At 39.2% G+C, this 14,946-nt stretch carries 14 protein-coding genes; 12 read left to right on the forward strand and 2 right to left on the reverse strand.

Annotated elements, in window-relative coordinates; all coding sequences use genetic code 11:
• Positions 1 to 31 precede the first annotated feature (31 nt).
• Positions 32 to 1,216, forward strand: coding sequence for a cell division protein FtsZ (gene ftsZ, locus AC2SLL_RS08815; protein ID WP_486531320.1), 1,185 nt, complete (start codon positions 32 to 34; stop codon positions 1,214 to 1,216).
• A 764-nt stretch (positions 1,217 to 1,980) separates the two neighbouring features.
• The gene (lpxC, locus tag AC2SLL_RS08820) at positions 1,981 to 2,895 is read left to right on the forward strand and encodes a UDP-3-O-acyl-N-acetylglucosamine deacetylase (protein WP_486531321.1); all 915 of its coding nucleotides are present in this window, start codon (positions 1,981 to 1,983) and stop codon (positions 2,893 to 2,895) included.
• 255 nt (positions 2,896 to 3,150) lie between these two features.
• On the opposite strand, the gene AC2SLL_RS08825 is transcribed toward lpxC, so the two are convergent.
• Positions 3,151 to 3,687, reverse strand: coding sequence for a hypothetical protein (locus AC2SLL_RS08825; RefSeq protein ID WP_486531322.1), 537 nt, complete (start codon positions 3,685 to 3,687; stop codon positions 3,151 to 3,153).
• Positions 3,688 to 3,962: 275 nt separating this feature from the next.
• On the opposite strand from AC2SLL_RS08825, the gene AC2SLL_RS08830 reads away from it, so the two are divergent.
• Entirely contained in the window at positions 3,963 to 4,619 is a 657-nt protein-coding gene (locus AC2SLL_RS08830) for a CHAP domain-containing protein (RefSeq protein ID WP_486531323.1), read from the forward strand.
• 607 nt (positions 4,620 to 5,226) lie between these two features.
• Here AC2SLL_RS08830 and AC2SLL_RS08835 read toward each other — a convergent pair.
• Entirely contained in the window at positions 5,227 to 5,559 is a 333-nt protein-coding gene (locus tag AC2SLL_RS08835; RefSeq protein ID WP_486531324.1) for a YhbY family RNA-binding protein, read from the reverse strand.
• A 421-nt stretch (positions 5,560 to 5,980) separates the two neighbouring features.
• Here AC2SLL_RS08835 and AC2SLL_RS08840 point away from each other — a divergent pair, with 421 nt between their 5' ends.
• From AC2SLL_RS08840 to AC2SLL_RS08880, 9 genes are all read left to right on the forward strand, one after another.
• On the forward strand, positions 5,981 to 6,613 hold the full coding sequence (locus AC2SLL_RS08840) for an RlmE family RNA methyltransferase (protein WP_486531347.1): 633 nt from the start codon (positions 5,981 to 5,983) through the stop codon (positions 6,611 to 6,613).
• Positions 6,614 to 6,937: 324 nt separating this feature from the next.
• Positions 6,938 to 8,824 carry an ATP-dependent zinc metalloprotease FtsH gene (gene ftsH, locus AC2SLL_RS08845; RefSeq protein ID WP_486531348.1) on the forward strand — a complete coding sequence of 629 codons (1,887 nt, stop codon included), beginning with the start codon at positions 6,938 to 6,940 and terminating at the stop codon, positions 8,822 to 8,824.
• 178 nt (positions 8,825 to 9,002) lie between these two features.
• On the forward strand, positions 9,003 to 9,899 hold the full coding sequence (gene folP, locus AC2SLL_RS08850) for a dihydropteroate synthase (RefSeq protein ID WP_486531325.1): 897 nt from the start codon (positions 9,003 to 9,005) through the stop codon (positions 9,897 to 9,899).
• Between the two features lie 222 nt (positions 9,900 to 10,121).
• Complete coding sequence (locus AC2SLL_RS08855) at positions 10,122 to 10,388, forward strand: FAD assembly factor SdhE (RefSeq protein WP_486531326.1); 267 nt, start codon at positions 10,122 to 10,124, stop codon at positions 10,386 to 10,388.
• A gap of 179 nt (positions 10,389 to 10,567) precedes the next feature.
• Positions 10,568 to 10,996, forward strand: coding sequence for a hypothetical protein (locus AC2SLL_RS08860; protein WP_486531327.1), 429 nt, complete (start codon positions 10,568 to 10,570; stop codon positions 10,994 to 10,996).
• A 360-nt stretch (positions 10,997 to 11,356) separates the two neighbouring features.
• Complete coding sequence (locus tag AC2SLL_RS08865; protein ID WP_486531328.1) at positions 11,357 to 12,031, forward strand: YidB family protein; 675 nt, start codon at positions 11,357 to 11,359, stop codon at positions 12,029 to 12,031.
• A 359-nt stretch (positions 12,032 to 12,390) separates the two neighbouring features.
• Positions 12,391 to 13,077, forward strand: a complete 687-nt coding sequence (gene tsaB / locus AC2SLL_RS08870; protein ID WP_486531329.1) for a tRNA (adenosine(37)-N6)-threonylcarbamoyltransferase complex dimerization subunit type 1 TsaB — start codon at positions 12,391 to 12,393, stop codon at positions 13,075 to 13,077.
• A gap of 62 nt (positions 13,078 to 13,139) precedes the next feature.
• Entirely contained in the window at positions 13,140 to 13,982 is an 843-nt protein-coding gene (locus AC2SLL_RS08875) for an undecaprenyl-diphosphate phosphatase (RefSeq protein ID WP_486531330.1), read from the forward strand.
• Positions 13,983 to 13,986: 4 nt separating this feature from the next.
• Positions 13,987 to 14,880 (forward strand): class I SAM-dependent methyltransferase, encoded by an 894-nt coding sequence (locus AC2SLL_RS08880; RefSeq protein ID WP_486531331.1) that lies wholly within the window; start codon positions 13,987 to 13,989, stop codon positions 14,878 to 14,880.
• Positions 14,881 to 14,946: the final 66 nt, after the last annotated feature.

Consider the following 14,946-nt stretch of genomic DNA (forward strand, 5'->3'; position numbering starts at 1 on the left):
TAAGTTCAGAAGGTTACGAAAAGGAGTGATAATGTCCAAGTATACAATGGCAGATAGCAGCCGCGATCTAAATAACGGTCAAGCCCGTTTTACTGTTTTTGGTGTTGGCGGTGGCGGTGGTAACGCTGTAGAGCATATGGTTCAACAGGGCATCAAAGGGGTTACCTTTGTAGTGGCTAACACTGATTGCCAAGCACTACAAGGTTTGACGGCTGAGCATAAATTGCAACTCGGCGCAGATACAAACCGTGGCTTAGGTGCTGGAGCGAACCCCGAAGTGGGTCGTGAAGCTGCTGAACAGGATGAAGAAGCCATTAGAAAGCTTCTTGAAAACTCGGATATGGTTTTCATTACTGCTGGTATGGGTGGGGGCACAGGTACAGGGGCAGCACCTGTAGTTGCTCGTATCGCTAAGGAGATGGAAATCCTGACTGTTGCCGTTGTTACCACACCTTTTAGGTTTGAAGGTGGTAGACGTCTCAAAGCGGCTAAGGCTGGTATTGAGCAGTTATCAAACTTTGTAGACTCGATTATTACTATTCCAAACGATAAACTGCTTAAGGTTTATGGCAACATCTCGATGAAAGATGCTTTCAAAAAAGCTGATGATGTATTGATGCATGCTGTGCAAGGTATCGCTGAAACAATTGATCTTGATGGTATGGTTAATATTGACTTTAATGATATTCGTACGGCAATGACTGCAAAAGGCCATGCCATGATGGGTATTGGCCGTGCCAGTGGTGATGAACGTGCCCGTCAAGCAACTGAGAAAGCAATACGATCTCCATTACTAGATGATTTACGCTTAGAAAATGCTAAAGGTCTTATTGTTAATGTTGTCTCATCAGATTCATTATCACTTGATGAGCTAAGTCAAATCACTGAAATTGTTGAAGGAATAACAGATATTGATGACGCCCATATCTTCTACGGCTCAGTCATTGATGAGCGCATGGGTGAAGATCTGCACGTTACAGTTATAGCGACAGGATTAACCCTAGATGATGAGAAAGACGATCCTCGTCCAATGCCTTCTGCTCGTAGTAATCAAGCTGTAGACCCTGCTACTCACACAAGCGCTATAACGAGTCAGAAAAAAGCACAATTAAGTACTCATCAAAAACATGATTCAAGTGTGGGTTCCAGCAAATCTGAACCAAATACTAAGACTAATAGCATTCAGGATTATCTAAAACGGCAACAGAATCGTTAAGTATTTTAGTTCAGTGCGTTTATGACGTAACAAGAGCAGCACTAGCAAAAATAAAAAAAGACTGAGCTTTGCTCGGTCTTTTTTTATTTACCTATAGCCTATACCTACCAAGTATAGTCATAGGCAACTAAATAAGATACAAGGTAACCGAGCGCAAGTACTACTCTAGTAGGCTTAGTGAGGTTAACGCTGTAGCTCTTTAGTTTGCCTATGACTATAGCTTTCTAATTTAGTAGCTTTCTAATTAAATACCTTTCTAATTAAATACCTTTCTACTCCAGTAGCGTTATTTAGCAAATTAGTTGACCATCTCTAGTCTGAAAAATAGATAGGGTCAACAGATGTCAATATTATAGTTTATTTTGTATAGCGAAACTCAGTGATCTAAATAAGAATATGTTACAATGGAAATAATTTCTTACATTTAGCTTTTTCAGTTTTGCTCATGTTTATTAAAGTCAACTATTAAGAATACTGAATTTTTTTAATCACTAATATCACTACAATAAGTAATATAAATATTTTACGACTTAAATATGGCAGCTGAGGTTAAAGTACGAACTATTAAAAGCCAATATTAAAAGTGAATATTTTCATTGAACATCGACTTTATCTATTGTATTTGAAGTGACCCTTGAATAGGTTATAAATTTAGTCAGCATACAGACTTAATTTTGACAGATATTACAATTGAGAGCAGACTTTTTTTATCGACATAAGCTTGTAAGGTTGTCCATTCAAACTTAATGGCAGAGAATTTTTTAATGAAACAAAGAACCCTCGCAAAACCGGTAACAGTTGTAGGAATTGGTCTACACAGTGGTAGAGATGTCACAATTACCTTTGAGCCTAGTGCTGCAAATAAAGGTATTAACTTTTTACGTACAGATGTTGAGAATGCGCCACTGATTCCTGCTGATGCCTTTTTAGTTAGAGATACCGTGATGTCATCAAATTTGGGGATAGAGGATGTCAGGGTTGGTACGGTTGAACATTTATTAAGTGCACTAGCAGGGCTAGGTATCGATAATTTATTGATAAAAGTATCTGATATTGAAGTGCCAATTCTCGATGGTAGTTCCGCGCCATACGCACAACTTTTACTTGAATCTGGCATTAAAGAGCTTTATGAGCCCAAGAGATTTTTAAAAATACGAAAAACAATACGTGTTACAGAAGGTGATAAATGGGCTGAGCTGGAACCATTTGACGGGTTTAGGTTAGAGTTTCAAATAGACTTTGATCATCCTGCAATACCTAGAGACACGCAGCATTATAGCTTTGATTTTTCAACAAAAAAATATCTCAAAAGTGTCAGTAATGCCAGAACCTTTGGTTTTTTACAAGATATAGAGCTTTTAAAGAAAAGTAATCTCGCGTTAGGGGGTAGTCTTGATAATGCGATTGTGATAGATGAAAGTGGTATTATGAATAAAACAGGATTGCGTCACAAAAATGAATTTGTCCGTCACAAATTATTGGATGCAGTTGGAGATTTATACTTAGCAAAGTATTCATTATTAGCTAAGTTTAGTGCCTATAAATCTGGACATGCGCTGAATAATAAGTTGATAAAGGCAGTGTACGCTAGTAATGATAATTTTGAAATTGTAACATTTTATGACAAAGAATCGTCCTTTATAAACTACGATTTACCAAAATCAAGTCAATTATGCTAAATCCTACTGAAAAATCACTTATTAGCTAGAAACATTCGTGAAACTATATAGAAAACGGAACAAAGTTCCGTTTTTTTGTGGGTAGTTTCTCTTAAGGTATGGAATTCAAATGTTTTAAGCAAACTTTCAATAACTTCAAGTATTATCTTTGTAATTCTAATTATAAAAAAATTACAATATGTATCGAAATCAACTCATTCATATCCTCTGAAATACCTATTTTTTTACATAAAATTACAATGTAAACATTACCTTTTAGTCTTCTGCTAGCCTTTCAAGAGCTTTTTTCAACTGGCAATCATTAATGACATGCTTAGCTGTGTGTGATATAGTTCTTCTCGTTGATTCGGTCAAGCCACGTGTAGTATGGCTTTTAACCTTATTAGTGTCAGTTGAAGTTATATTACTCTGCTGATTCATATTGTTTTCAATGCTATAAGACTGGTTAATTGATGCAGGGTAGGTAACGATTACATCTATATATTTGAGTTGATCAAATGTTAAAGATTGTACGGTTAATATCTTGATTAAGTTATTAGATTGATAGCGAAGATGATTAGCAGCAGTTTGAGACTGTACTGATAACGTTAATTTCCCATCAATATAACTGCCTACCCAAAGAGTTTTAAGCACATCTTCTGGTAAACAGTTATTTAGTAGAGTTTTGATTTCGGTAGTGAGTTCATTAAGCTCTGAACATTTTTTGAATATCTGGTGGGGCAATGCTAAAGCAGCAGATTTTTGATGATCAATAACGGTTGCTAAGTAATTAGGTTTCGAATACTGGCGCATTATAAGCCTCAAGTTTGAAATCAATGCCTATGGGTTTTTAACAAGTGAAGTAAAGAAGTAAAGTAGATGATTCACATCATAATTATATATCTACTTATTATACGTCAATTGTCGCTCATTGATAGCAAGTAAGTGTTTTGATAGATGGTTAAATGATACCTGTTTGATAGCTTGGATATCTGAGTGAAGCAACTTTATATATTTGATGAAAAACGAATTGCGGTTTATCGGTAAGTTAGATGCTGCAATTAAAAAAGATTAATTCTGGGAGCGTTATGAAAAAGTTACTTATTATTTTGTCATTAATGGGGTTCAGCGCCACACAGGTTAATGCATCAGTTCAACATACCTATAATCCATCCTCCTCTGAAGATTTAGTTGGCAACCTAGAGCTACTCATTGCCCAAAAACAAAAATTAAATCCAGAGCTAAAAGCTTTAGAAACTGAAGTTATAAATAGACAGTCAAGCTTAGCATCGTTTGCAACATCTTCAAACAGACCATCACGCTCTTTTATAGATAGTTCGGCTCCACCTGCCATTGCTGCAGCACGTGCAGCACGTGCGGCCCATTCAAGAACAATTGGCTTATGCGCACGTTATGTTCGCAAAGCCTTACAGTCAGCTGGTTATGATTTCACACCAAATCCTTCAGCTTACCAATATGCGACTCGTGGTACCTTAGCTCAAGCTGGCTTTGTTAAAATTAGCAACAGTGCCCCACCACAGGTAGGTGATGTGGTGGTATATAATCGTTCAGCTAAGCATCGTCATGGCCATATTCAAATTTTTGATGGCAGTAACTGGGTATCTGATTTTGTACAACGCAATAAGAGCCCTTACAGTGACACCTACTCTTACACTACATGGCGTGATGCCCGTTATATCAATGACGCTTCTAATCAAGGTGTTTATTTAGCCATGGGCGAGTAAATATTAATCATTAGCAACAGTTATAAGAAATAATTGAATAAATGATTTTATCAAATTATATTTAATGGGTACTGGATAAGTTCTGAAAGCCAAACATTTAGAGAATCGTACTTATCTATGCGTACTTATATATGTGTACCAGTTAAAAACTGATTTCTTAGTTATAAGATTAGTTACAAGAGAAGGTTGCCAGTCAAAAGTCTTAATTGAAAAGCCCAGCTCGTTAGCAAGCTGGGCTTTTTAGTCTGTAATGTATTTGATTTGCTCTTTTGTTAAATTACTTCATTTTTAGAAATTAGACTGGTGTAAGAGCCTATATTCACAACCTATAGCTGTCGTTGGCTAGACGAGATTGACAAGCCTAATCCTATATTTGGGGTTGTTGCCAGTTAACATAGACCACTTATGCGGCTTATATTAAATTTGAAAATGTATCATAATTCATAAATACATCAAATAAAAAAAACCAACAGTTAACTGATGGCTTAGATTAACGTACTAGATCTCAATTTTAGGTTATAACTGGTATACGCTTATAAGTGGCATAAATACATGAACCAAGTTAAACTGGTATTCATATTTAAACCATTTCACGAAACCACTGAAACTAGCTATATCGTGCTAAGTTAGACAGCTTTGGATTTGCATTTGGATTGCGGCGGAGTAATAAAGCCATGCGACCAATATGATGAATAAGCTGGGAGTTGGTTTTTTGAGCAATGTCGCGGCTTAAAACATCACGCTCTTCTTTAGTACCGGGTGCTGTCTTGATTTTGATAAGTTCGTGGTCATTTAATGCACGGTTAATCTCTTCAATTACGGCGTCACTTACCCCATTATTACCAATCATAACAATGGGCTTTAACTCATGACCAATGCCTTTTAATCGACGTAATTCGTCATTGGTTAGGTACTGTGGGCTTTTTTGTTCAGTAGTCATAGTATCTCAGTATTGGTTATTAGGCCTAACTAGCCAGCCTTGGAAGGTTATATCGAATTAAAAGTATCTCATAATATAAAAACGCTGAGAGCTTTAGGTATGACAAGTTTTGCTGAATTATTTTCAAAAACAAGTTGTTTTCTAAATAAGCGTTGTGTTGAGCATCCCTTTATCGATAAAGCTTATTATAATGAATATTCTTATATAATGCTTAAATAGATTTTATTATTGATATGAGTGGTTTTTAATTGAAAGTTTAGCTAAAGCTTGGCATATTGTTGTTTCTAGATAGAGCGTAAAACGAGGCGTAGGTGATTTTAGGATTTTAAAGGTTAAGCTTTTTTATTGATAGAAGTAGCTTTTACATTATTCATCTTACTTAGATTACTTAGACTTGAAAGATTTAATTCGTGAGGATATTTTGGCGACTCGTATCACAAATAAAACGTTATCAAAAAGTAGTAAAGCTTGGATGAAAGAGCACATGGATGATCACTATGTTCAGCTCGCTCAAAAAGAGGGCTACCGTGCACGTGCGGCATATAAATTATTAGAGATTAATGAGAAGACAGCCCTCATAAAGAGAGGAATGACGGTTGTAGATTTGGGTAGTGCCCCTGGTAGTTGGTCTCAGGTAGCAGGGCGTTTGGTAGGTTCTGAGGGTGCATTAATTGCTTTGGATATTCTGCCCATGGACGCGTTAGAGAATGTCACTTTTATACAAGGCGATTTTAGAGAAGCAGAAGTATTTGATCAGCTAATGAATGAAATCGGTAATAGAGAAGTTGATGTTGTCCTATCTGATATGGCTCCTAATACAACAGGGCACAAGGCGGTTGACCAGCCTAGGATGATTTATCTCTGTGAGTTAGCAGTCGATTTTGCGCTGAAAGTATTGCCCGAAGGTGGCTCGCTTATCATGAAAATCTTCCAAGGAGAAGGTACGCCTGCGCTGCGCGATCAAATGCAGTCACAATTTTCAAAAGTGCGTAGTGTCAAGCCAGCAGCATCAAGAGCGCGTTCTAAAGAGATGTTTTGGGTAGCCACAAAATAGGCGGATATATGTGTTTTATATCGGTTTATTATGCCTGTAAGTTTACAAATGTATTTAATAATGTAACGAGCGACTCAAAACTATGTAATTATGCTTGATAAACGAGATGCATGACCTAATTAACATAACTAATAGATTAATAGTTCATAAAATTCGTCACGTTAATTCAGTAGTCAACTCAATATATAGTGATAACAGAAGTTAAAGATGCTGTATTAACAAAGTGATGATCCGTATTTTTCTGACAAGCACATGCTATAATTGTATGTCTGGCAGAATTAAGACTAAATTAACACGTAAGGGATGGTATAACTTGTGAGCGATATGGTAAAAAATACCTTATTATGGCTGGTTGTTATCGGCGTATTAGTGCTGGTATTTAGCAACTTTGACAGTGGTAATGAGCCTGATACGCTCAATTACTCAGAGTTTGTAACTCAGGTCACAGAAGATCAGGTCAAAAGCATCAAGATCGATGGTCAGCAAATAACGGGCGAGAAGGTCAATGGATCTGAGTTTGAAACAGTGCTGCCACCTGTGGCGGATGATGAGCTTATGCCTACTCTGCGTGAGCATAAGGTAGATGTTCAAGGTGCTGCGCCAGAGCGTCAAAGTATTATGATGCAGTTACTTATTGCAAGTTTCCCTGTGTTATTAATCATTGGCTTGTTTTTGTTCTTCATGCGGAATATGCAAGGTGGCGCTGGTGGAAAAGCGGGTGGCCCTATGAGTTTTGGTAAGTCCAAAGCCAAAATACTGTCTGAAGATCAAATCAAAGTTGACTTTAATGATGTTGCTGGGGTTGAAGAAGCCAAAGAAGAAGTCACTGAAGTGGTTGATTTCTTAAAAGATCCGGATAAATTTACCAAGCTTGGTGCCACAATCCCTCGTGGTATCTTGATGGTAGGCCCTCCAGGAACAGGTAAGACACTATTGGCTAAAGCTATTGCAGGTGAAGCTAAAGTCCCGTTTTATTCAATCTCTGGCTCTGACTTCGTTGAGATGTTTGTTGGAGTTGGTGCATCGCGTGTACGTGATATGTTTGAGAAAGCCAAAAAAGATGCACCGTGTATTATCTTCATTGATGAAATTGATGCGGTCGGTCGAAGCCGTGGTACAGGTATGGGCGGTGGTAACGATGAGCGTGAACAGACTCTGAATCAGCTTTTGGTTGAAATGGATGGCTTTGAAGGTAATGACGGTGTGATAGTTATTGCAGCAACGAACCGTGCAGATGTGCTAGATAAAGCTTTATTGCGCCCTGGTCGTTTTGATCGTCAAGTTCATGTGGGTCTACCTGACATTAAAGGGCGTGAGGCTATTTTGAAGGTGCATTTGAAAAAACTACCTTCAACGGTCGGTGTTGATCCACTCTCGCTAGCGCGCGGCACACCAGGATTTAGTGGAGCCCAACTGGCTAACCTTGTTAACGAGGCAGCGTTATTTGCTGCACGCCGCAACAAAGGCAGTGTGGATATGAATGACTTTGAAGATGCTAAAGATAAGTTATTTATGGGTCCTGAGCGCAAGTCTATGGTGCTACGTGAAGAAGAGCGCCGTGCCACCGCGTATCATGAAGCAGGTCATGCTTTAGTAGCCGAGATGCTACCGGGAACAGATCCGGTACATAAGGTAACTATTATGCCTCGTGGTTGGGCATTGGGCGTAACTTGGCAACTGCCTGAATTTGATAAGACCAGCTACGATAAGTCGAAGATGTTAAGCGATATTGCTATCTTATTTGGTGGGCGTATTGCTGAAGAGGTTTTTGTTAATCAAAAAACCACAGGTGCTTCAAACGATTTTGAGCGAGCCACAAAAATGGCCCGAGCTATGGTCACTAAGTATGGTATGTCCGATGCGTTGGGTGTCATGGTGTATGAAGAAGATGACCAGTCTCAAGGTTATTTTGGTGGCATGACACGTACTATTTCTGAAGCGACCCAACAAAAAGTTGATGAAGAAATACGACGTATACTTGAAGAGCAATATGATATAGCTCGTGAAATTATTGAAGCGAATAAAGATAAAATGCATGCCATGGTTGAAGCCTTGATGAAGTGGGAAACGATTGATCGAGACCAACTTCAAGATATTTTGGCCGGTGATGCTCCGCGTGAACCAAAAAATTATCAACCTATTGATGTTACGCCCAAAAAGGATGATAAAGTTAAATCTGGTCCTACACCGCCACCTCTACCTGCCATGTGATCAAATTTATTAACGTGGTTAAAGTTTAATAAATCTTGCCCTATTAAACCTCTTTCTACTCAGTAGGGAGAGGTTTTTTATCGGGCATTAAGCCCCTTATTATGTTTAAGCTATATCTGTTAAAATGATATACATATATCATTTTAACAATAAGACATTCTGACAAAGACTCTATTTTATGAAGTTACACCCCTTACCTAGTAAAGTTATCACAGCCCACCTGTCATCAGATAGACAAAAAACGCTTGATTTATCTTACCCAAATGTAATGGGTATTTTAAACGTGACACCGGATTCATTTTCAGATGGTGGACAATTTAATAAAATCGATGACGCTTTAACCCATTGTGAGCACATGCTTCAAGCAGGAGTACATATCATTGACATTGGGGGCGAATCAACACGACCTAATGCAGCGCCTGTTAGTGAAGAGGAAGAGTGTAATAGGGTTGTGCCGGTTGTTGAGGCAATACGAAAGAACTTTGGTGATGATGTGTGGTTGTCTATTGATACCAGTGCGCCTTTGGTCATTGAAGAGTCTGTGCAAGCGGGTGCTGATATTTGGAATGATGTGCGTGCTTTGCAAAGACAGTCAGCTCCTGCTATGGCTGCAAAATTAAATATACCTGTTGTGTTGATGCACATGCGCGGTAAGCCCACAACAATGAATAGCCAAGCCCAGTATAAGAATGTGGTTATTGAAGTACTTAACGAGCTATCAGAGCGAATAGACACTGCGATTAAAGCAGGGGTAAAAAGAGATAATATTATCATTGATCCCGGTTTTGGATTTGCTAAAGAATATGATCATCATACGGCGCTATTAAATCAATTATCGGAACTGCATGAGCTGAACCTGCCTATTCTATTTGGTATATCTCGTAAACGCTTCTTAGGCGAAGTATTGCACAAGTCCAACATTCCGGTATTTGATAATCATATTGCAATACAGCGAGATGGGGTAGGCATGGCTGCCGCATTATTGGCTGTGCAACAAGGCGCCAGTATTATACGAACGCATAACGTTGCATTGACGGCACAAGGTTTGGCTTTGTGGCAGCAGCTGCAGAATTGATGCAAGGCGCTTTTAATTTATTGTGCCTTTTAATTTATTGTGTATTGATAACCATAACGGTTAGAGCGGTTTAGCCCCGAGTGCAAGCCAAAATAGTAGCGCAAAGCGGGCGTAGCTACACCTGCTTAATTAGTGTTATCCGCTAACTGCTATGGAGATAGTTTTCAATAAAATGATGTTAAACCTTCTATTGCCCTTTTTATTAGATCAGGAATGAGCACTATGAGCCATAAACCAGAACCCACTAATGAGCAAAGACGAGTTATTTATCAAGCACGTCGAGGCCTAAAAGAGCTCGACTTTTACATTGATCCCTATGTTAAGAATCACTACTTGCTGGCTGATGAAGATGAACAAGCGACCTTTAACAAGCTACTGACATATGAGGATCCTGATTTGTTAAACTACTTTATGAATCAGGAGACTCCAGAGGATGCAAAAGTTGCGCAATTAGTCGAGAAATTAAAGCGATATCAGCATGCCCAGTAACTCATGACCAGCAACTATTTATTGACAACCATGTAGCCAAGCACGTCTCTATCGTCATCAACTCATACCTATGATGGATAGCAGTAACCTGTAAGTCCGATAAGTTCAATATGGTTTTGAAATATAAGCTTTCAATGTAAGTAAATAGAAAAGCCACTAAAATAGAAAGGGCGTCTACTATGATTGAACGATTGACATCGGACATCCGCCAGTTAAGTTATTGGAAAATCCTATATGTCGCCAGCTATTTTTTAGGGTTAGCAATTTTAATGATTCTTCTTGATATACCGTGGTGGGTCAGTATCGTGGTTACTGGCATAGCGATTACAGTAGTATTTCTTAGTGAAAAACTAGCGAATCAGCCCTTATTCATTAATGCGCCAGATCTTAATAACGCCAATACTCATTGGCAGCTTTTATATGAAGGTCGTAACCGTCAAGAGCTTTGGGAAGCTAACCTCTGTCAAGGTAGACGTTTTGGTCATTGCTTACAGCTTAGTTTTCAAACAGTTCATCCGATTGCTACTAAGAAAACAGTGCTTATTTGGCAAGATCAGGTAAACGCAAACACATGGCGGCAACTCAAAATCCTCATAAAGTGGTCTTAAGGTATGTTGTGGTTCTGAATAGGTTACCCTATGCTAACTTACTTTTGACGGAATATTTAACAGACAATCTGTCACTCTGAGAGGCAAACCTCCATCTCCTTTTAGCTATTTTGTAATGGCGCTATAGTAAAAAACCTTAAGCCTGCTTTCATCCTATTTATTTATCCGCTGGTTTACAATATCTGTATTTTGTTAAACATCTATTTGTTATATATTTAAGATCTGTCATATTATCAACTGTATTAAAAGTAACTTTAAAAATGGTAATAATGGCTTATAACCACTAAAGCCATGTTATTGGAACACAAAGTGACAGTATTACCATAGCTAACCATAGCCATAAGCATTCAAGGAATTATTATGAGTTTATTAGGAAATTTAATCAGCCAAGTCGCCCGTCAAGCATTAGACCCTTCTGATGCGCAGCGCAACCCAGTTAATCAGCGTATCCAACCCCGTCAAACAGGGGGGCTTGGTGATATTTTAGGGAGCGTATTGGGGGGCCAACAATCAAATACAGCATCGAATGGCTTTGGTATGGATGATATCATTGGCGGTATGCTTGGTGGTCAGCGTGGGGGTAATGCTGGTGCCGGTGGATTAGGCAGTGTGCTCGGTAGTGTTCTAGGCGGGGGTAGTGCTAGACGTTCAGGGGGTGGCGGAAAAGCGATGCTCATTGCAGCGTTAATGCCTCTAGTGCTAAGTTGGATTAAGCGTAACGGTGGCTTATCAGGGGCACTGTCTAAAGTTCAGGAGATGGGTTTTGGTAATCAAGCGCAGTCGTGGATGAGTACGCAGCAGCAAAACGAAAATATAGATCCCAATCAAATCAATAAGCTTTTCGATGAGCACGAAATTATGCAAGTCAGTCAACAAGTAGGCGCTGATGAGACAGAGGTCCGTCAGGGATTGGCTGAGTTATTACCAGAAGTCGTCAATCAGCTGACACCAACAGGTGGCTTGGATAAGGAGCAAGAAGCGAACAGTGAAATTGAGCAAATCTTGCAGCAAATTTCTGCAAGCATGCCAAAATAATTGCGACTCTTATCCTTAAAGGCTATAAGTAGAAGCCAGATACCTCACTGTATCTGGCTTTTTTAGTGAATCATCGGATAAATAATAACGACTGATTTATCAAAACCAATGTGAGTGTTATGATAGTCAACTTATTTATATCGACTACTAACTCCTATACTGTCATATAGTCAAAGGCAAGCTAAAGAGTTACAGTATTGAGATCCCTAGGTGTACTATCTGAGGTAGGTCGCTTTTACCTAAATTCCCTGCTTCCGACTATAGGCTAACTATCATAGGTTAACTGTCATAGGTAAATAGGCTATGCCAGTTTTAGTCTACTTGGGTAATACATTTAAAATTCGCATAAAGAGGCCGTTATGTTTTTGGCAATAGATACCGTTTTTGAGCAATGCTCTGTGGTAGTGATCAGCAAAGATTTGCGAATCTTAAGTCGCCAAACTCTCACAGGTGCAAGAGAGCAAACGCAACAAATACTGCCGTTGATAGATGTGGCCTTGCAGCAAGTTGATATTAAGCTTGAGCAGTTAACCGCACTGATATTCAATAGAGGACCAGGCGCTTTTAGTGGTATTCGTATTAATACCTCAGTGGTACAAGCGTTAGCAGTTGCTCATGATTTACCCTGTGTCGGAGTTTCAAGCCTTGCCGCATTGGCGCAAATGGCGTTTGAGAAACATAGGTTGAATCATGTGTATGCGGCATTGGATGCTAGAATGCAGCAGGTCTATTTCGGCGAATATAAGCTAAGTCACTTTGAATCTTATGAGGTTATGACTCAGGTTGATGGCAGTAAAGAAGTACTGCTGGATTATAATGAGAGGACTCTAAAGCCGTTACCTATTATTGGCAATGGAGCCGCTTTGTTATCTGTGCATGCAGACCAACAAATAGTCGCCGAATTGTGCCCAGATGCAACATCTATTGCAACACTTGGTGTCGCTCAATTTATGAAGTCTGGCGGTGTGCCTGCTGATCAAGCCTTGCCTATTTATTTACGCAATAACGCTTGGAAAACGCTTAAAGAGCAGGGCAAAAACGTTTGACTGTTTTGAAATGAACTGATGAATTCTTTTAACTATTACCCTATAAAAAGTGAGTGCTAATTTTGGATATCTTACTTGTCATACAAGCCATAATTATGGGCCTCGTTGAAGGTATTACTGAGTTTTTACCTATATCAAGTACAGGCTATTTAATTTTGTCCGCAGATATCATGGATTTTTGGACTAAAGAAAAAGCTGATCTGTTTATTGTTGTCATCCAACTGGGAGCAATATTAGCCGTAATCTATGAGTATTGGGGACGTTTATGGCACGCACTGATTGGACTAATAACTGGAAAGGCGGATGGGCTTGCCAACCCTCGCCAACTTGGTCTTGGTCTTATTGTGGCAACCTTGCCTGTTATGTTGGTAGGGTTTACTTTCGCTGATCAAATAAAAACATATTTATTTAATCCATATACCGTTTCTGTGATGCTAATTGTTGGGGGATTGCTCATCTTTTATGTTGAGCGTAAGCCGATACCAGTGGTAGCGGAGGAGGCTGAAGATGTCAGCTTGAAAACAGCGTTACTCATTGGTCTATTCCAGTGCTTAGCTTTGATACCAGGCACTTCCCGATCAGGCTCGACCATTATTGGTGCATTGTGGCTAGGGGTTTCACGCAAAGCTGCTGCCGAATTTTCCTTCTTTTTAGGGATTCCTGTGATTATGGGGGCAGGTTTGCTAGATTTGTTAAAACACAAGGAGGCGCTAGCGAGCACAGAGGATTGGACGGTGCTTGGTGTCGGTGTAATAGTTTCCTTTATTGTAGCGCTTTTATGTATCCGCTGGCTTGTTGATTGGGTTAGCCGACGTGACTTTACGATTTTTGCATGGTTACGTATTGCTACAGGGGTAGCAGTGTTGGTTGTCACCCTGCTGTTTGGCTATGAAATAAAAGGCTAGTTTGATGCGTACTGAGAGTAATAGTGTACCGCTTATTTATGTTAATAATGCCAATAATATCAATAACACTAACGCTGATAGTACTTTTAAAAATACTCCGCCAAATAGTTTTTATAGATTACAGCGATTAATTGAAGTGGCTGATCTGCCGGTTTCATTAACCCTAATAAAAGCGCCTAATAAGCTGACACAAAAGGTACGTCAGCAGCTTAGTAATGATTATGGGCAGCCGGTATTAATTATCGATGAAAAAGAAAGGGTATCGCTTTTAGTCGATGGTATGAGTGTAGCGCCTGATTGGCAGTCATTACAGCGCCGAGTAGTTAGTGCGGGGCGAAAATCTGAATTACTTTTGCAAGCTTGTAAATTAACGAATAAAAGCCAAGTGTTAGATGCCACAGCAGGATTTGGTCATGACAGTTTGATCTTAGCAAGTACTGGAGCTCATGTAACCCTGCTCGAGCGTAGCCCTTTAATGACTTTAATGTTATTAAACGAGCGTGCAACAATGGCGACGCATAAAAACTGGCAGAAACTAATGGCGAGGTTGACCATCAAATTTGGTGAATCAATTTACTACATGAGCGAGCTTTCTAGCAAATTAAACCAAAAGTTTGATGTTGTATATTTAGATCCAATGTTTCCAGAAAACAGCTATGATAATACCCAAACGGGTAAGGGCGCTAAAGTAGGAAAACATATGCAAGCCTTGCATCACATTGCAAACTTGCCAGATATTGCTGAAGAAAGACACCTACTGCAACTGGGACTAGACATCTTAGAAGAGGGCGGGCGAGTTGTGGTCAAGCGACCTGTATCTGCACCCCCATTGGCGAGTCGTGCTGCGCACGAAAGCTGGCAAAATGATGTGGTACGTTTTGATGGCTATTTTAGTTAAATGTTTATTTTAGTTAAATAGATAAGAGGTTTAGCTGTGGTCTATTTGATGTATTAGATGATGCCC

The organism is Psychrobacter sp. CX97, assembly GCF_057396285.1.

Coding starts and splice junctions, on each gene's coding strand:
- ftsZ (WP_486531320.1), top strand. CDS start 32: ATGTCCAAGTATACAATGGCAGATAGCAGCCGCGATCTAAATAACGGT.
- lpxC (WP_486531321.1), top strand. CDS start 1,981: ATGAAACAAAGAACCCTCGCAAAACCGGTAACAGTTGTAGGAATTGGT.
- AC2SLL_RS08825 (WP_486531322.1), bottom strand. CDS start 3,687: ATGCGCCAGTATTCGAAACCTAATTACTTAGCAACCGTTATTGATCAT.
- AC2SLL_RS08830 (WP_486531323.1), top strand. CDS start 3,963: ATGAAAAAGTTACTTATTATTTTGTCATTAATGGGGTTCAGCGCCACA.
- AC2SLL_RS08835 (WP_486531324.1), bottom strand. CDS start 5,559: ATGACTACTGAACAAAAAAGCCCACAGTACCTAACCAATGACGAATTA.
- ftsH (WP_486531348.1), top strand. CDS start 6,938: ATGGTAAAAAATACCTTATTATGGCTGGTTGTTATCGGCGTATTAGTG.
- folP (WP_486531325.1), top strand. CDS start 9,003: ATGAAGTTACACCCCTTACCTAGTAAAGTTATCACAGCCCACCTGTCA.
- AC2SLL_RS08855 (WP_486531326.1), top strand. CDS start 10,122: ATGAGCCATAAACCAGAACCCACTAATGAGCAAAGACGAGTTATTTAT.
- AC2SLL_RS08860 (WP_486531327.1), top strand. CDS start 10,568: ATGATTGAACGATTGACATCGGACATCCGCCAGTTAAGTTATTGGAAA.
- AC2SLL_RS08865 (WP_486531328.1), top strand. CDS start 11,357: ATGAGTTTATTAGGAAATTTAATCAGCCAAGTCGCCCGTCAAGCATTA.
- tsaB (WP_486531329.1), top strand. CDS start 12,391: ATGTTTTTGGCAATAGATACCGTTTTTGAGCAATGCTCTGTGGTAGTG.
- AC2SLL_RS08880 (WP_486531331.1), top strand. CDS start 13,987: ATGCGTACTGAGAGTAATAGTGTACCGCTTATTTATGTTAATAATGCC.